This window comes from Pseudomonas sp. SWI44, from assembly GCF_002947915.1.
Taxonomy (GTDB): Bacteria; Pseudomonadota; Gammaproteobacteria; order Pseudomonadales; family Pseudomonadaceae; genus Aquipseudomonas; species Aquipseudomonas taiwanensis.
This window is the reverse complement of the sequence record NZ_CP026674.1, coordinates 4138299-4153421: the sequence shown is the minus strand read 5'-3', so window position 1 is coordinate 4153421 and position 15123 is coordinate 4138299. Positions and strand designations below refer to the sequence as shown.

Annotated in this window: 14 protein-coding genes and 1 tRNA gene; 7 read left to right on the top strand and 8 right to left on the bottom strand. The window is 61.3% G+C overall.

Annotated features, from left to right (window positions below; all coding sequences use genetic code 11):
• The first annotated feature begins 132 nt into the window (after positions 1 to 132).
• Positions 133 to 702 (top strand): hypothetical protein, encoded by a 570-nt coding sequence (locus tag C4Q26_RS19540; RefSeq protein WP_023381574.1) that lies wholly within the window; start codon positions 133 to 135, stop codon positions 700 to 702.
• A gap of 46 nt (positions 703 to 748) precedes the next feature.
• Here the strand turns inward: C4Q26_RS19540 and C4Q26_RS19535 are convergent, their stop codons facing one another.
• From C4Q26_RS19535 to bkdR, 3 genes are all read right to left on the bottom strand, one after another.
• Positions 749 to 2089 carry an MFS transporter gene (locus tag C4Q26_RS19535; protein WP_023381575.1) on the bottom strand — a complete coding sequence of 447 codons (1341 nt, stop codon included), beginning with the start codon at positions 2087 to 2089 and terminating at the stop codon, positions 749 to 751.
• Positions 2090 to 2218: 129 nt separating this feature from the next.
• The gene (locus tag C4Q26_RS19530; RefSeq protein WP_177429863.1) at positions 2219 to 3460 is read right to left on the bottom strand and encodes a glutamine synthetase family protein; all 1242 of its coding nucleotides are present in this window, start codon (positions 3458 to 3460) and stop codon (positions 2219 to 2221) included.
• Positions 3461 to 3694: 234 nt separating this feature from the next.
• Positions 3695 to 4180, bottom strand: a complete 486-nt coding sequence (gene bkdR / locus C4Q26_RS19525) for a Bkd operon transcriptional regulator BkdR (RefSeq protein ID WP_023381577.1) — start codon at positions 4178 to 4180, stop codon at positions 3695 to 3697.
• Positions 4181 to 4377: 197 nt separating this feature from the next.
• Here bkdR and C4Q26_RS19520 point away from each other — a divergent pair, with 197 nt between their 5' ends.
• The 5 genes from C4Q26_RS19520 (at position 4378) to C4Q26_RS19500 (ending at position 10113) form a co-directional block, all read left to right on the top strand.
• Entirely contained in the window at positions 4378 to 5610 is a 1233-nt protein-coding gene (locus tag C4Q26_RS19520; protein WP_023381578.1) for a 3-methyl-2-oxobutanoate dehydrogenase (2-methylpropanoyl-transferring) subunit alpha, read from the top strand.
• A gap of 1 nt (position 5611) precedes the next feature.
• Positions 5612 to 6670 (top strand): alpha-ketoacid dehydrogenase subunit beta, encoded by a 1059-nt coding sequence (locus C4Q26_RS19515; RefSeq protein WP_023381579.1) that lies wholly within the window; start codon positions 5612 to 5614, stop codon positions 6668 to 6670.
• Positions 6671 to 7942 carry a dihydrolipoamide acetyltransferase family protein gene (locus C4Q26_RS19510; RefSeq protein ID WP_023381580.1) on the top strand — a complete coding sequence of 424 codons (1272 nt, stop codon included), beginning with the start codon at positions 6671 to 6673 and terminating at the stop codon, positions 7940 to 7942.
• Between the two features lie 2 nt (positions 7943 to 7944).
• Positions 7945 to 9324 carry a dihydrolipoyl dehydrogenase gene (gene lpdA, locus C4Q26_RS19505; RefSeq protein WP_104883413.1) on the top strand — a complete coding sequence of 460 codons (1380 nt, stop codon included), beginning with the start codon at positions 7945 to 7947 and terminating at the stop codon, positions 9322 to 9324.
• A 225-nt stretch (positions 9325 to 9549) separates the two neighbouring features.
• Positions 9550 to 10113: a hypothetical protein gene (locus C4Q26_RS19500; RefSeq protein ID WP_023381582.1), complete on the top strand. Its 564-nt coding sequence runs from the start codon at positions 9550 to 9552 to the stop codon at positions 10111 to 10113.
• A gap of 86 nt (positions 10114 to 10199) precedes the next feature.
• Here C4Q26_RS19500 and C4Q26_RS19495 read toward each other — a convergent pair whose 3' ends face one another.
• The 4 genes from C4Q26_RS19495 to phnN all read right to left on the bottom strand — a co-directional run bounded on the left by C4Q26_RS19495 (position 10200) and on the right by phnN (position 12826).
• Positions 10200 to 10922: a TylF/MycF/NovP-related O-methyltransferase gene (locus C4Q26_RS19495; protein ID WP_012315576.1), complete on the bottom strand. Its 723-nt coding sequence runs from the start codon at positions 10920 to 10922 to the stop codon at positions 10200 to 10202.
• Entirely contained in the window at positions 10919 to 11785 is an 867-nt protein-coding gene (locus C4Q26_RS19490) for a hypothetical protein (RefSeq protein ID WP_023381583.1), read from the bottom strand. The genes C4Q26_RS19495 and C4Q26_RS19490 overlap by 4 nt, the downstream gene beginning before the upstream one ends.
• A 255-nt stretch (positions 11786 to 12040) precedes the next feature.
• Positions 12041 to 12117: transfer RNA gene (locus C4Q26_RS19485), tRNA-Arg, on the bottom strand.
• A 121-nt stretch (positions 12118 to 12238) separates the two neighbouring features.
• Entirely contained in the window at positions 12239 to 12826 is a 588-nt protein-coding gene (gene phnN / locus C4Q26_RS19480; protein WP_023381584.1) for a phosphonate metabolism protein/1,5-bisphosphokinase (PRPP-forming) PhnN, read from the bottom strand.
• Positions 12827 to 13172: 346 nt separating this feature from the next.
• Between phnN and C4Q26_RS19470 the strand changes: the two genes are divergently transcribed.
• Positions 13173 to 13499, top strand: coding sequence for an Arc family DNA-binding protein (locus C4Q26_RS19470; RefSeq protein ID WP_003254499.1), 327 nt, complete (start codon positions 13173 to 13175; stop codon positions 13497 to 13499).
• Between the two features lie 90 nt (positions 13500 to 13589).
• On the opposite strand, the gene mgtE is transcribed toward C4Q26_RS19470, so the two are convergent.
• Positions 13590 to 15032, bottom strand: coding sequence for a magnesium transporter (mgtE, locus tag C4Q26_RS19465; protein ID WP_023381585.1), 1443 nt, complete (start codon positions 15030 to 15032; stop codon positions 13590 to 13592).
• Between the last annotated feature and the right edge of the window lie 91 nt (positions 15033 to 15123).

Here is a 15123-nt window from a genome sequence, read left to right as displayed (position 1 = left end):
TTTTCCGCCCGGATGACTTGCAGCCTAACAAGCAGCTCCCCTTTGCTGCAGCGTTTCCAGGTTACCGGCCAAAGCCCGACCGTTTAGTGTGTCCCGCACCGCGCCAAGAACGCTTCGAGCCGAGGACACACGATGCTGCATCGCACATTTACCGCCGAATTACATTGCCAGCACGGCCGGGTAGGCGTTGTCGAAACACCGCTGGCAGCGCACCCGCTTTACGCCGCCGACCAGGACGGCTGGCTGTGCACCGAAGATTATCGAGGCGCAACGCTGAGCTTCAGGCCGATCACGTTCGAATTCGTGTTCATCGAGGAAAAACATGACCGCACCCTTTACCGCATCCAGTGCGCGGACACCTGGGAGTATCGAGGTGCGAGGCTCCAACAGAACAAGAACGGCTGGCTTGGCCTGTACGGGACGCACGTGGCAGGAAGGATCATCGACGCGCTGAATCCTGTGAACCTGCTGCCCACCCGCCAGACGATCTGGAAAATCGAAACGCTACAGCCATGGGATGGCGACATCCAGAGCGCCGAGAACATCGAGTTCTACCTACGCGACAAGGACGGCTACAGGGTGGCACACATCAAAAGCGTCTACACGAGGAACAAACCGCATTTGCATCACTGGTTTCTCAACGCCGGGAACATGGACGGCGAGATATTGAGATTCCAACTGCGTAACATCACGGTTGCCTGAGGCGATCCGCGATGGCCCCACCGGCCACTGCGGATTGCTCACCGCGTCAAACCGAACGGTCCACCTCTGCCTCAGGCTTGACGCCATTGGCCCTTGGCGCCTGATCTTCCTCGGTATCCTCCGCCGCTACCGGCGCCTGCATCATGTCCTGCACGGTCTGTTCGTCAACCCGCGGGTCAAGTGCCGCCGACAGCGGCGAGCCCGCCGCCGGCATCGCCACGTGACCCAGCGGCGCGTCCTGCACCTGATGCAGACCGGTAACCGCTTTCGGTCGGATCCGCCATACCAGTACCAACGCGAAGAACACGAAGAAGGCGTACAGCATTTGCGCGCCCAGCACCTTCATGAGCACCCCCGCTGCCAAGGGCCCTATGCACGCACCCACGCCGTAGGTGACCAGCAGCATGGCGGTCAATGAAACCCGTCGCTCGCTTTCGACGTGGTCATTGGAGAATGCCACTGCCAACGGATACAGGCAGAACTGCAACAGAGAAATCACGAAGCCAATGCCGAACAGCAACTCCAGCGGCACACTGGGCAGGAAGGCCAAAGGTGCCGAAGCCAGCGCAAGCCCCACGGCGACGCTGCGGATCAGCACCGCGCGATCGTAGCGATCTGATAGCCAGCCCAACGGCCACTGCACCAGCAGGCCGGCAAAGATGCAGCTACCCATGAACAGACCGATCTGTTCGGTGGACAGCCCTTGGCTGGAGGCATACAGCGGCGCCAGGCCGTAGAACGAACCGACGATCAGGCCCGAACCCAACACAGTGCTCAGCGACTGCGGTACCCGCTTGATGAAGAACTTCGGCTCCATCGGTGCCGGGCGCAGCGGCGCCGGGTGAATCCGCCGGGTCATGGCAACCGGAACCAGGCACAGGGCAAAGCACATGGCGACCAGCATCAGCAGCTCAGGCCCCAACTGCGGGTGCACCACCAGGATCAACTGACCGAGTACCAACCCCAGGTACGAGGCGATCATGTAGCCACTGAACACCGCACCACGGTGCTTGGCATCCGCCTGCTCGTTGAGCCAGCTTTCGATCACCATGTACTGGCACATCATGCCCAGGCCGACGATCATCCTCAGCCCGACCCAGACCGGCAGCCAATTGGTCAGGCCGTGGCCCAATACCGCCGCACCTACGATTCCGGCACAGGTCGCGTAGGCACGAATGTGCCCCACCCTGCCGATCAGTCGGTGACCGACCTTGCCGCCCACCGCCAGGCCAAAATAGTTGGCCGCCATCAGCGCACCCACCCACAGGCTGTCGACATGATCGGCCGCCAGGCGCAGGGCCAGGTAGGTACTGAGCAGGCCTGAGCCGATCAGCATCATCAAGGCCGCGAAATACAGCGACTGAAACGGCTTCCAGATGTTACGCATACGTCCCGTCTAGCTCCCTGGTCAGGTGGCGTTGGTTGCAGGCAAGCATAAAAGTAAATCGGCCACGGCGCAGGCCCTTGAAGGTGAAATACCTGGTCAAAGGCGCATCCAGTCGTGCTTGTGTCGCGTTCAGGCCTGTGTCGCCAGCACTCGCCGCTCCCAAGGCGTGATCTCATCAAAGAAATCCGTCAGCTCCATCGTCTTGGTGGCCAGGTAACCCTCGATGAACTCATCCCCGAACAGCTCCCGCGCCAGCCCACTGCGCTGGAGGCGCTCCAACGCAGCGTGCAGCGTGCAGGGCAGACTCAGGTGTTCCGGCACCTCGAACTCGCCCTGGATGGCCGGCGTCGGCTGCAGGCGCTGCTCGATACCGTGCAGGCCCGCCGCAAGACTGGCGGCAATAGCCAGGTAAGGGTTGGCATCCGCACCTGGTAAACGGTTCTCGACCCGCCGCGCCGCCGGCGCGCTGGCGGGAATGCGCAAGCCCGCGGCGCGGTTGTCCTGCGACCAGCAGGCGTTGTTCGGCGAGGCATACGGGTGGCACAGGCGCTGATAGGAATTGACGTTGGGCGCGAACAACGCGGTGAAGTCGGCCAGGCAGGCCTGCAAGCCACCGATGAAGTGGTAGAAGGTTTCGGTCGCCTGGCCCTGGTCATCGCTGAACACAGTGCGCCCTGTGTCGATCTGCACCAGGCTCTGGTGGATGTGCATCGAGCTACCAGGCGTCCTGGCCAGTGGCTTGGCCATGCAGACCACGGTCAGGCCATGCTTGAGCGCCACTTCCTTGAGCAAGTGCTTGAACAGGAAGGTCTGGTCAGCCAGCAACAGCGGATCACCGTGCAACAGGTTGATCTCGAACTGGCTGACGCCCATCTCGTGCATGAAGGTGTCACGCGGCAGGCCCATGGCCGCCATGCACTGGTACACCTCGGCGAAGAAAGGCCGAAGACCGTGGTTGGAGCTGACGCTGAACGCCGAGTGACCAAGTTCGCGGCAGCCATCCTTGCCAAGCGGCGGCAAGAAGGGCTGAACCGGGTCACTGTTGGCGGCGAAGACGAAGAACTCAAGCTCGGTCGCCACTACCGGCGCCAGGCCCAGGCTAGCGTATCGGGCGATGACTGCTTTTAGCAGACCGCGCGTGGACAAGCCTGACGGATTGCCACTCAGCTCGTTGGCGTCGCAAATCGCCAAGGCCAGCCCCCCGTCGCTCCAAGGCAGACGATAGATGTGAGCCGGGTCTGCAGCAAGGGCCAGGTCACCGTCGTCGCTTCCGTAGAACTTCGCCGGAGGATACCCCCCCATGATGCATTGCAGCAGGACTCCGCGCGCCATCTGCAGGCGCCGGCCTTCGAGAAAACCTTCGGCGGTCATCACCTTGCCGCGCGGAACGCCGTTGAGGTCGGGGGTGACGCATTCGATCTGGTCGATGCCCTTGAGGCGCTCGGCGAGCGAGCGCGGGCTGGCGGTGGTCATGACGCGGTCCTTGTTGTTATCAGCTGAAACAACATTAGGCTGGGGGTGTTTAAAATATCAAGCACCTACGGCAAGGTGCTTGCCTGCCACAGTCATCGCCGGCAAGCCGGCGTCTATCCCATTACAGGCGCCCTATTCCCGCAACGTCATCCCGTTGGCCGGCAACGGCAATGCGGTCTTGTATCGCACCTGCTTCAACGCGAAGCTGGAACGAATATTCGCCACCCCCGGTAAACGGGTCAGGTAATCGAGAAACCGCTCCAGCGCCTGGATGCTCGGCAACAAGACCCGCAGTAGATAGTCGGGATCTCCCGTCATCAGGTAGCACTCCATCACTTCCGGCCGCTCGGCAATCTCCTCTTCGAAGCGATGCAGCGATTGCTCCACCTGCTTCTCCAGGCTGACATGGATGAACACGTTCACATCCAGACCAAGCACTTCAGGCGCCAGTAACGTCACCTGCTGACGAATCACGCCCAGCTCTTCCATGGCCTTGACCCGGTTGAAACAGGGCGTGGGCGAGAGGTTCACCGAGCGCGCAAGCTCGGCGTTGGTGATGCGAGCGTTTTCCTGAAGGCTGTTGAGAATGCCGATATCCGTACGATCGAGTTTGCGCATGAGACAAATTCACCGGTTTTTTGTGTTTATGCGGAATGTTTATCTTCCCCGCACTGCAAAGGCAATCAACTTGAGAGAAAAATTCTTCCGCCGTGCCTCTAAGATGTAAATGACGCTGACTTACCAGTCACAAGCCGGTATTCAGCGGCGGCCGCTTCAGAGCTCACAAAAACAACATCCGAGCGAGCGTAAAAAGCATGAACGAGTACGCCCCCCTGCGTTTGCATGTGCCCGAGCCTACCGGCCGGCCAGGCTGCCAGACCGATTTCTCCTACCTGCGTCTGAACGATGCGGGTCAAGTCCGTAAACCACCGATCGACGTCGAACCTGCCGACACCTCAGACCTGTCCTACAGCCTGATTCGTGTGCTGGACGAACAGGGCAATGCCCTGGGTCCATGGGCCGAGGACATCGATCCGAAGGTATTGCGTCAAGGCATGCGCGCCATGCTCAAGACGCGCATCTTCGACAACCGCATGGTGGTCGCCCAGCGCCAGAAGAAGATGTCCTTCTACATGCAGAGCCTGGGCGAGGAAGCCATCGGCAGCGCCCAGGCCCTGGCCCTGAACCGCACCGACATGTGCTTCCCCACCTATCGTCAGCAGAGCATTCTGATGGCCCGCGACGTGTCGCTGGTGGAGATGATCTGCCAACTGCTGTCCAACGAGCGCGACCCGCTCAAGGGGCGCCAGCTGCCAATCATGTATTCGGTGCGCGAAGCGGGCTTCTTCACCATCAGCGGCAACCTGGCCACCCAGTTCGTCCAGGCCGTTGGCTGGGCCATGGCCTCGGCGATCAAGGGCGACACCAAGATCGCCTCTGCCTGGATCGGCGATGGCGCCACCGCCGAGTCGGACTTCCACACCGCCTTGACCTTCGCTCACGTCTACCGTGCGCCGGTCATCCTCAATGTGGTCAACAACCAGTGGGCGATCTCCACCTTCCAGGCCATTGCCGGTGGCGAGTCGACCACTTTTGCCGGACGTGGCGTAGGCTGCGGTATCGCGTCGCTGCGCGTCGATGGCAACGACTTCCTGGCCGTTTACGCCGCCTCGCGGTGGGCCGCCGAACGTGCTCGCCGTGGTTTGGGGCCGACCCTGATCGAGTGGGTTACCTACCGCGCCGGCCCGCACTCGACTTCGGATGACCCGTCCAAGTACCGCCCTGCCGATGACTGGAGCCACTTCCCACTGGGCGACCCGATCCTGCGCCTGAAACAGCACTTGATCGCCATCGGCCAATGGTCCGAGGAAGAACACCAGGCTGTGACCGCCGAGCTGGAGGCCGCCGTCCTGGCCGCGCAGAAGGAAGCCGAACAATACGGCACCCTGGCCAACGGCCATATTCCAAGCGCCGCCTCGATGTTCGAGGACGTGTACAAGGAGATGCCCGATCACCTGCGCCGCCAACGCCAGGAACTGGGGGTTTGAGATGAACGATCACAACAACAGCATCAAACCGGAAACCGCCATGGCCACCACTACCATGACCATGATCCAGGCCCTGCGCTCGGCCATGGATGTCATGCTCGAGCGCGATGACAACGTGGTGATCTACGGCCAGGACGTCGGTTACTTCGGCGGCGTGTTCCGTTGCACCGAGGGCCTGCAGAACAAGTACGGCAAGTCGCGGGTGTTCGACGCACCGATTTCCGAAAGCGGTATCGTCGGCACCGCCGTGGGCATGGGCGCCTATGGTTTGCGGCCAGTGGTGGAAATCCAGTTCGCCGACTACTTCTATCCTGCCTCCGACCAGATCGTCTCGGAAATGGCACGCCTGCGCTATCGTTCCGCCGGTGAGTTCATCGCCCCGCTGACCCTGCGCATGCCCTGCGGCGGCGGCATCTACGGCGGCCAGACCCACAGCCAGAGCCCTGAGGCGATGTTCACCCAGGTGTGCGGCCTGCGTACCGTGATGCCGTCCAACCCCTACGACGCCAAAGGCTTGTTGATCGCTTCGATCGAATGCGACGACCCGGTGATCTTCCTCGAGCCCAAGCGCCTGTACAACGGCCCCTTCGATGGCCACCACGAACGCCCGGTAACGCCCTGGTCGAAACACCCGCAGAGCGCCGTGCCGGACGGTTACTACACCGTGCCGCTGGACAAGGCCGCCATCACCCGCCCGGGCAACGATGTCACCGTGCTGACCTACGGCACCACCGTCTACGTCGCCCAGGTAGCCGCCGAGGAAACCGGCGTGGACGCCGAGGTAATCGACCTGCGCAGCCTCTGGCCGCTGGACCTTGAGACCATCGTCGAGTCGGTGAAGAAGACCGGCCGTTGCGTGGTGGTGCACGAAGCCACCCGCACCTGCGGCTTCGGCGCCGAACTGGTTTCGCTGGTCCAGGAGCATTGCTTCCACCACCTCGAAGCCCCCATCGAGCGTGTGACCGGCTGGGACACTCCCTACCCTCATGCACAGGAATGGGCTTACTTCCCAGGCCCTTCTCGGGTGGGCGCGGCATTGAAACGGGTCATGGAGGTCTGAATGGGCACGCACGTCATCAAGATGCCGGACATCGGCGAAGGCATCGCACAGGTCGAGTTGGTCGAGTGGTTCGTCAAGGTCGGTGATGTCATCACCGAAGACCAGGTGGTGGCCGATGTCATGACCGACAAAGCCACCGTGGAAATTCCCTCACCAGTGAGCGGCAAGGTACTGGCCCTTGGCGGTCAGCCTGGGGAAGTGATGGCGGTCGGCAGCGAGCTGATCCGCATCGAAGTGGAAGGCAGCGGCAACCATGTGGATGTACCGCAGCCCAAAGCGCTTGAAACACCGACAGTGGCGGCGCCGGCTGCCATTGAGCCGCAACCGCACGCAAAGCCGGTGGCCAGCCAGCCCACTGCCGCTTGTTCGGCGGCCCCCATCGTGCCGCGCCAGGCCAATGAGAAACCACTGGCCTCCCCCGCCGTACGCAAGCGGGCGCTGGATGCGGGCATCGAATTGCGTTACGTGCACGGCAGCGGCCCGGCTGGGCGTATCCTGCACGAAGACCTCGATGCGTTCATGAGCAAACCGCAGACCAGCGCCGGACAAGCACCGATGGGCTACGCCAAGCGCACTGACAGTGAACAGGTGCAGGTGATCGGCCTGCGCCGCAAGATTGCCCAGCGCATGCAGGATGCCAAGCGCCGAGTGGCGCACTTCAGCTATGTCGAGGAAATCGACGTCACCGCGCTGGAAGCCCTGCGCCAGCAACTGAACCAGAAGCACGGTGAAAGCCGAGGCAAGCTCACCCTGTTGCCATTCCTGGTTCGTGCGCTGGTCGTAGCCCTGCGCGACTTCCCACAGATCAACGCCACCTACGATGACGAGGCCCAGGTCATCACCCGTCACGGCGCGGTGCACGTCGGCATCGCCACCCAGGGCGACAACGGCCTGATGGTGCCGGTGCTGCGTCACGCCGAGGCCGGCAGCCTGTGGGGCAATGCCAGCGAAATCGCGCGCTTGGCCCTCGCTGCCCGCAACAACAAGGCCAGCCGCGAGGAGCTGTCCGGCTCGACCATCACCCTGACCAGCCTTGGCGCCTTGGGCGGCATCGTCAGCACGCCGGTGGTCAACACCCCGGAAGTCGCCATCGTCGGGGTCAACCGCATCGTCGAGCGGCCCGTGGTGATCGACGGCCAGATCGTGGTGCGCAAGATGATGAACCTGTCCAGCTCGTTCGACCACCGCGTGGTCGATGGCATGGATGCCGCTTTGTTCATCCAGGCCGTGCGCGGCCTGCTTGAGCAACCCGCCTGCCTGTTCGTGGAGTGAGCATGCAACAGACTATCGATACCACACTGCTGATCATTGGCGGCGGCCCTGGCGGTTACGTGGCCGCCATCCGTGCCGGGCAACTGGGCATCCCCACCGTGCTGGTGGAAGGCCAGGCCCTGGGCGGTACCTGTCTGAACGTCGGCTGCATACCCTCCAAGGCACTGATCCACGTGGCCGAGCAGTTCCATCAGATGACACGGCACACCGAACAGTCGCCGCTTGGCATCAGCGTAAGCTCGCCAACCCTGGACATCGGCCGCAGCGTGGCGTGGAAAGATGGCATCGTCGACCGTCTTACCACCGGCGTGGCGACCTTGCTGAAGAAGCATGGCGTGAAGGTGATCCATGGCTGGGCGAAGATCCTCGACGGCAAGCATGTCGAGGTCGACGGCCAGCGCATCCAGTGTGAACACCTGTTGCTGGCCACTGGCTCGAACAGCGTCGAGTTGCCGATGCTGCCACTGGGTGGTGCCGTCATCTCGTCCACCGAAGCCCTGGCGCCCACGACCCTGCCCCGGCATCTTGTGGTGGTCGGCGGCGGCTACATCGGCCTTGAGCTGGGCATCGCCTACCGCAAGCTGGGCGCCGAGGTCAGCGTGGTCGAGGCACGCGAGCGCATCCTGCCGACCTACGACAGCGAACTGACCGCACCCGTGGCCGAAACCTTGAAGAAACTGGGTGTCCGGCTGCACCTTGGCCACAGCGTCGAGGGCTATGCCGATGGCTGCCTGCTGGCCCGCGACAGCCAGGGCGCGCAGTTGAGCCTGGACGCCGACCGGGTGCTGGTGGCGGTCGGACGCCGTCCCCGTACCCAGGGCTACAACCTGGAATGCCTGGACCTGAAGATGAACGGCGCGGCCATTGCCGTCGACGACCGCTGCCAGACCAGCATGCGCAATGTCTGGGCCATCGGTGACGTGGCGGGCGAACCCATGCTTGCCCATCGCGCCATGGCGCAAGGTGAGATGGTGGCCGAAATCATCGCCGGCAGGGCACGGCGTTTCGAGCCTGCGGCCATTGCGGCGGTGTGTTTCACCGACCCGGAAGTGGTGGTGGTCGGCAAAACCCCCGAGCAGGCAACCGCGCAAGGCCTTGACTGTATCGTCGCGCAGTTCCCGTTCGCCGCCAATGGCCGGGCCATGAGCCTGGAGTCGAAAAGCGGATTCGTGCGGGTGGTGGCGCGTCGCGACAACCATCTGATCCTTGGCTGGCAAGCGGTTGGCGTGGCGGTCTCCGAGCTGTCCACCGCCTTTGCCCAGTCACTGGAAATGGGTGCGCGACTGGAGGATATCGCCGGCACCATCCACGCCCATCCGACCTTGGGCGAGGCGGTGCAGGAAGCAGCACTGCGCGCCTTGGGCCACGCACTGCATATCTGACACTGAAGCGGCTACGGCCGATGTTGGCCCGCTGCGCCCCAGGCGCCGCGGGTCTTTTTTCATCCCGTGCTTGCCGCCTGCGGCAAGGTCATTCCGCACAAGGGCAAGCATGTTCCGAGCAAATGCCCGCCGGAAATGGCCAAAGCGCTCTACGTTCGCGCTTTTCGCGCCTGGCACAGCTTTTGCGACCCCCCCTCCTGTCCTATACCTTTCCAAGGAGGAAACATGCTCATTACATCCAACGGCCTGGGCTGGCAGGCGAACATCCAACAGCAGCGAGTCAGCAATGAACAGGCACTGGCCGAAGTCGTGCAGACACGTCCCCCGGTAACCACCAGCAATACCTCGGCTCAACAGAACAGTCAGGGCAACACTGCACAGCAAAACGCCGAAGATGCCCGCGAAGAGGCCTTCGCCAAACTCAAGGTGCTGCTGCAAAACCCCGACATCGCGGCGCGCCAGCAGGCCAGCATCAACTCGCAGGACACCAGCAATGCCCTGCAGGAATTCCGTGAGTACATGGCCAAGACACCGGAAGAGAAGGTGCAGGAGAAGGTTCTGGCAGAACTGGGCCTGACGGTCGAGGAGTTCGAAGCCCTGCCGCCGGAGCAGAAGCAGAAGATCGGTGAGCAGATCGCCCAGCGGATCAAGGAAGATATCGAGATGAACACCCAGGCCAAGGTGCAACAACAGGCGCTGAGTGAAGCGCGGGCCCAGGTAGGCGCTGACGTGGCGACATCGCAGAGCGCACAGGACCGCGAGAAGGCCCTGGAAGCGATGGAGGTCTGATCCTCCTCGCCTTTATCCCGGTCAAGGAGAACCGCACATGAAAGGGCCGACGCCCAGGTCGTGCCCTCTCATGCCGATGGTTCACATCAGACGCGGAAGTACCCCACCGACGAGTCGAACGGCAGGCGCTTGAGCTCGATTTTGTTCAGGTCCAGCACGTCACGCAGAGCGGCAGTCTCGCCTGGGAAGTTGCGATAGGCGACTTCATCCAGCACCACGATCGCACCCTTTGGCATGTATGGCAGGAACGTCTCCAAGGCGACCTTGGTCGACGAGTACAGGTCGGTGTCGAGGATCAGCATCGCCACCACCAGGTCAGGACGGGTTTTCACGAAAGCCGGTACGGTCTCCAGGATGTCGCCCTTGACGATCTCGCAACGGGGGATACGGTTGACCGGACGGATCAGGTCGTTGGCCTCGATCATGTCCTGGATCAGGGTCTCGTCCGTATCGGAGAACATGCTCTCGTTGATGTCGGCTGGATCCTGCTCGGCGTCGATGCTGGCAAAGCCGCCGAAAGTATCGAAACCGATGATCGAACGGTTGATCGCGTAAGGTTCCAGGATCATCGAAAGCTGCATGTACAGCATCAGCGAGTTGCCTTTGTACACACCGCACTCGACGATGGCGCCAGGGATGTCCTGGACCATCTTGAACAGCTCGATGCGCGACAGCGCGGCGGTCACGGCGATACGGTTGGCAAACACGAACGGCGCATCCGCCACGTATTGGGCATCGACACGGCTCAGCACGCTAGCGCGCTTTTCGTTGTACTCGACCTCGGCAGCAGTCAGGCGACGCTTGGTCATGGGTTAACTCCCTGGAATTGCGAAAAGTCGCTGGCATTGAAAAAATCTTTGAAGCCGGCCTCTGCATCCGAACAGCCATTGTCGACGTTCGGCGCGCCGCGCTTGTGCAGCAGGTCTTGCAGGTGGATCAGGCGAAAGTCCACGCTGAAGCGCACCTTGTCGGTGAAGTTGGCCACGGTGCCGTGCAAATGGGAACCGGAGAATATCAGCATCTCGCCGCTGTTGGCGGCCACGCGCAACTCGGCGCTGGTGTCGATGTCCTCCAACGGCACCGGGTGCACGCGGGTCTCTTCGGTGATGTTCTGAGAAGCCTTGTGCCGTTGCACATTGATCCAGTCGTTCAGGCTCCATTGGGCGGAGCTGTTCTGCACAGGACGGTCGAAGTAGGCCGGGTTGATCATCATGGTCTGGTCGGGCTCGATGCTGTACACCGGCATCCAGGTGTTGACCTGGCTTTCCACACTGCCGTACCAGGTATCGCGGTGCGGCTTGTAGGCGTAGCTCACGCCCGCGTGCAGATAGTCATAGTTGGGTACCACACGTACCCGAGGCACGTCGAAGATGTAGTCCTTCGGGTCGGCCCCGATCTCCCGAATGAAATCGCGGATCAGCGCCTTGGCCTCAGGGCCATTGGTGAACTGGCGCTTGAGTGCGGTGACACGCTCGACGAAGGTTTCCACCGGCATCATCTTGTGCAGCGACTGGTGATCGGTTTCGCCATCGAACGCAGCGGTGATGCTCTGCCGGGCCAGGGCGCACAACTGGTGCGCATTGCCAAGGCCGGTCTCCAGGAAAATGTCGCCCTTGAACAGCGAGCCCCGGTAGTCCGGCTTGTTTTTCACCTGGTTGACATAAAAATTCATACTTGCCCCTTCAGAACTCATTGTGACCAATGCCCACCGCGGGCTGCGTCGACCAGCAGCGGGGCATGAATTGAAGTGGACGCAAGGCGACGCACACTGCCGCTGAAGGCAGCAACTTCAACCATTGGCGATACGGATGCATTGCCCGTATCCAGTGACCAAGTGATCGGCATGCTGACAGGAAACTTTAAGCGTGGATGTACCGGCGATCCGGTTGCCACGCTTGGTGCAAAGGTAATTTGTTTGGGCTTTGAGTGGCGTCCCAGGCAGGAATTGAACCTGCAACCTTCCCCTTAGGAGGGGGATGCTCTATCCAATTGAGCTACTGAGACACAAGAGCCGGCAGCGAGCGCTACACGGCAGGACGGCAAACATGTTAACCAGCGCAATGCCGTTTGTCATGTCTCTGTCGGGCTTTTTGCACGTAGGCGATTTCCGATGTTGGCAAAACGCTTAGTCCAGCAGGCGCTCTTGTCTCAAAAGCGCCAGCAGCCCTTCGACGGCCATTTCCAGCGAAGTGGAGTTATCCAGCACATGCACACCCGGCTCCTGCCCGGTCTGCAACTGGGCATTGCGCGCCAAGCGCTGCTCGACCTCTTCCGACGTTTCACGCCCCCTGGCTAGCAAACGCTGGCGCAACACCTCTGGCCGCACGGCAATGCATACCGCCACCATGTCGGGGTAACGCTGCCGCGCCAAAGGCAGGTAGGCGCGCGAACCATTGACCAGCACATGCCGGCCCTCACTGAGCCATTGGTCCACTTGCGACGGAATACCGTAATCCAGACCATTGGCTCGCCAATGCATGGCGAACGCTCCAGCCTTGCGCATCTCCTCGAAGCGCTCGGACGTGACACCGTGCGCCGCCTCGCCCTTGGACTCAGCAGATCGCGTGATGACCCGACGGGCAATTTCCACCCCAGCGGCGGTCAATTGCGCACGCGATGCATCGATCAGGGAATCTTTTCCTGAACCTGATGGTCCTACCAGGTAGATCAGGCGGCCTGAGGGAGTATTGCGGGCGCTTGCGTCATGTTGCATAGCCACTATGCTCAATGTAGGAAACCCGCGCATTCTAGGTGTTTTCCCGACCCTTTGCTGCGATTTACCAGTTTTTGACGGCAAAGGTCTGACGGTGTGGCGTGCCGGTACATGCAAAACTTTTCAAACCAGTGCTCATTTCTGATAATTGGTACTGGCAAAAAGCCTTTATCCGGCTCACTATTTGTCACAGAATTGACGCCAAGGAAACGGCGACCTTGAGGCAAGATGAGCACCCAATTTTTCACGACGGTTGAACATTTTGTCGTCGCCACGGTCGTACTTCCACCCCGTGCGGCCAATTTGAGAACCGCTTCCCCTGAACCAAAAAATCCGGTCAATTTATATGCGCCCAATGAAACAGGCTATCTATTCGAGCCGCACCGCTGACAAGTTTGTCGTCCGCCTGCCAGACGGAATGCGTGAGCGCATTGCCGAGGTAGCGCGCAACCACCACCGCAGCATGAACTCTGAAATCATCGCTCGCCTGGAACAAAGCCTTATCCAGGAAGGTGCGCTGGGCGACGAGCTAAGCATGCGCCTGGACAGCCCTGAACTGTCCCTGCATGAGCGCGAGTTGCTGCAACGCTTCCGCCAGCTCTCCCACCGCCAGCAGAATGCGCTGGTCGCCCTCATCGCTCACGATGTGGAAATGGCTGCCGACGCCTCCTGAGGCTTCGAGCAAGCATTAAAAAGCCAGCGTAAGCTGGCTTTTTTTTGCGTCGCCATGGGCTGCCTAAGTCAGCCCATCGGCAACCCCTTCCTACATCAGGAACAGCGTTGCCAATCCCAGGAAAATGAAGAAGCCACCACTGTCGGTTACCGCAGTGATCATCACGCTAGAGCCCATGGCAGGGTCGCGCCCCAGACGGGTCAGGGTCATCGGGATCAACACCCCCATCAGCGCTGCCAGTAACAGGTTCAGGGTCATTGCCGCGGTCATCACCAACCCCAGCGACCAACTGCCATATAGCCAGAAGGCAACCGCCCCGATCACGCCGCCCCAGATCAGGCCATTGAGCAGAGAGACCGCCAATTCCTTGCGCATCAAGCGCGCGGTGTTGCCCGGAGACACCTGATCGAGCGCCATGGCCCGCACGATCATGGTGATGGTCTGGTTACCGGAGTTACCGCCAATGCCTGCCACGATCGGCATCAGCGCCGCCAGCGCAACCAGCTTTTCAATCGAGCCTTCGAACAGACCGATCACGCGGGACGCCAGAAACGCCGTGATCAGGTTGATCGCCAACCAAGCCCAGCGGTTGCGCAGCGAGCGCCAGACCGAGGCGAAGATATCTTCCTCTTCGCGCAGACCGGCCATGTTCAGCACTTCGCTTTCGCTCTCCTCACGGATCAGGTCGACCATCTCGTCAATGGTCAGACGACCGATCAAACGGTCGCTCTTGTCCACCACCGGAGCGGAAACCAAATCGTAACGTTCGAAAGCCTGGGCCGCGTCGTAGGCGTCTTCCTCAGGGTTGAAGGACACGGGGTCAGTCGCCATGACCTCCGCCACCTTTTTCTCCGGGTCGTTGACCAAAAGACGCTTGATGGGCAATACGCCTTTGAGTTTGCCGTCATAGTCGACCACGAACAGCTTGTCCGTGTGGTTCGGCAGCTCCTTGAGCCGGCGCAGGTAACGCAGCACCACTTCCAGGCTGACGTCTTCGCGGATGGTGACCATCTCGAAGTCCATCAGCGCGCCGACCTGCTCTTCGTCGTAGCTCAGTGCCGAGCGTACGCGCTCACGCTGCTGGGCATCGAGGCTTTCCATGAGCTCGTGAATGACGTCTCGCGGCAACTCTGGGGCCAGGTCGGCCAGCTCGTCGGCATCCATCTCCTTGGCGGCAGCCAACAGCTCGTGATCGTCCATATCGGCGATCAGGGTTTGCCGCACGGCGTCGGAGACTTCAAGAAGAATGTCGCCATCGCGATCCGAGCGCACCAGCTGCCAAACCGTCAGACGGTCTTCCAGTGGCAATGCTTCGAGGATGTATGCAATGTCGGCAGGGTGCAGGTCGTCGAGCTTGCGTTGCAGCTCAACCAGGTTCTGACGGTGGACGAGGTTTTCCACCAGGTCATGGTGGTGACCTTCCTGGCGGTGCGTCAGGTCTTCGACCACTCGTTGGCGCTGCAGCAGCTCGACCACCTGGGCCAGGCGATCCTGCAGGCTCTCTTGGCCTTTTTTTACTTCTACTTCAGTCATAGGCGAACTCCACTCCCAGCAGCGGAGCACGCCGGGAGAATCAATCGGTCAGATCTTTCTGTATGAATCTTCTTAAGGAGTAACTACTGGG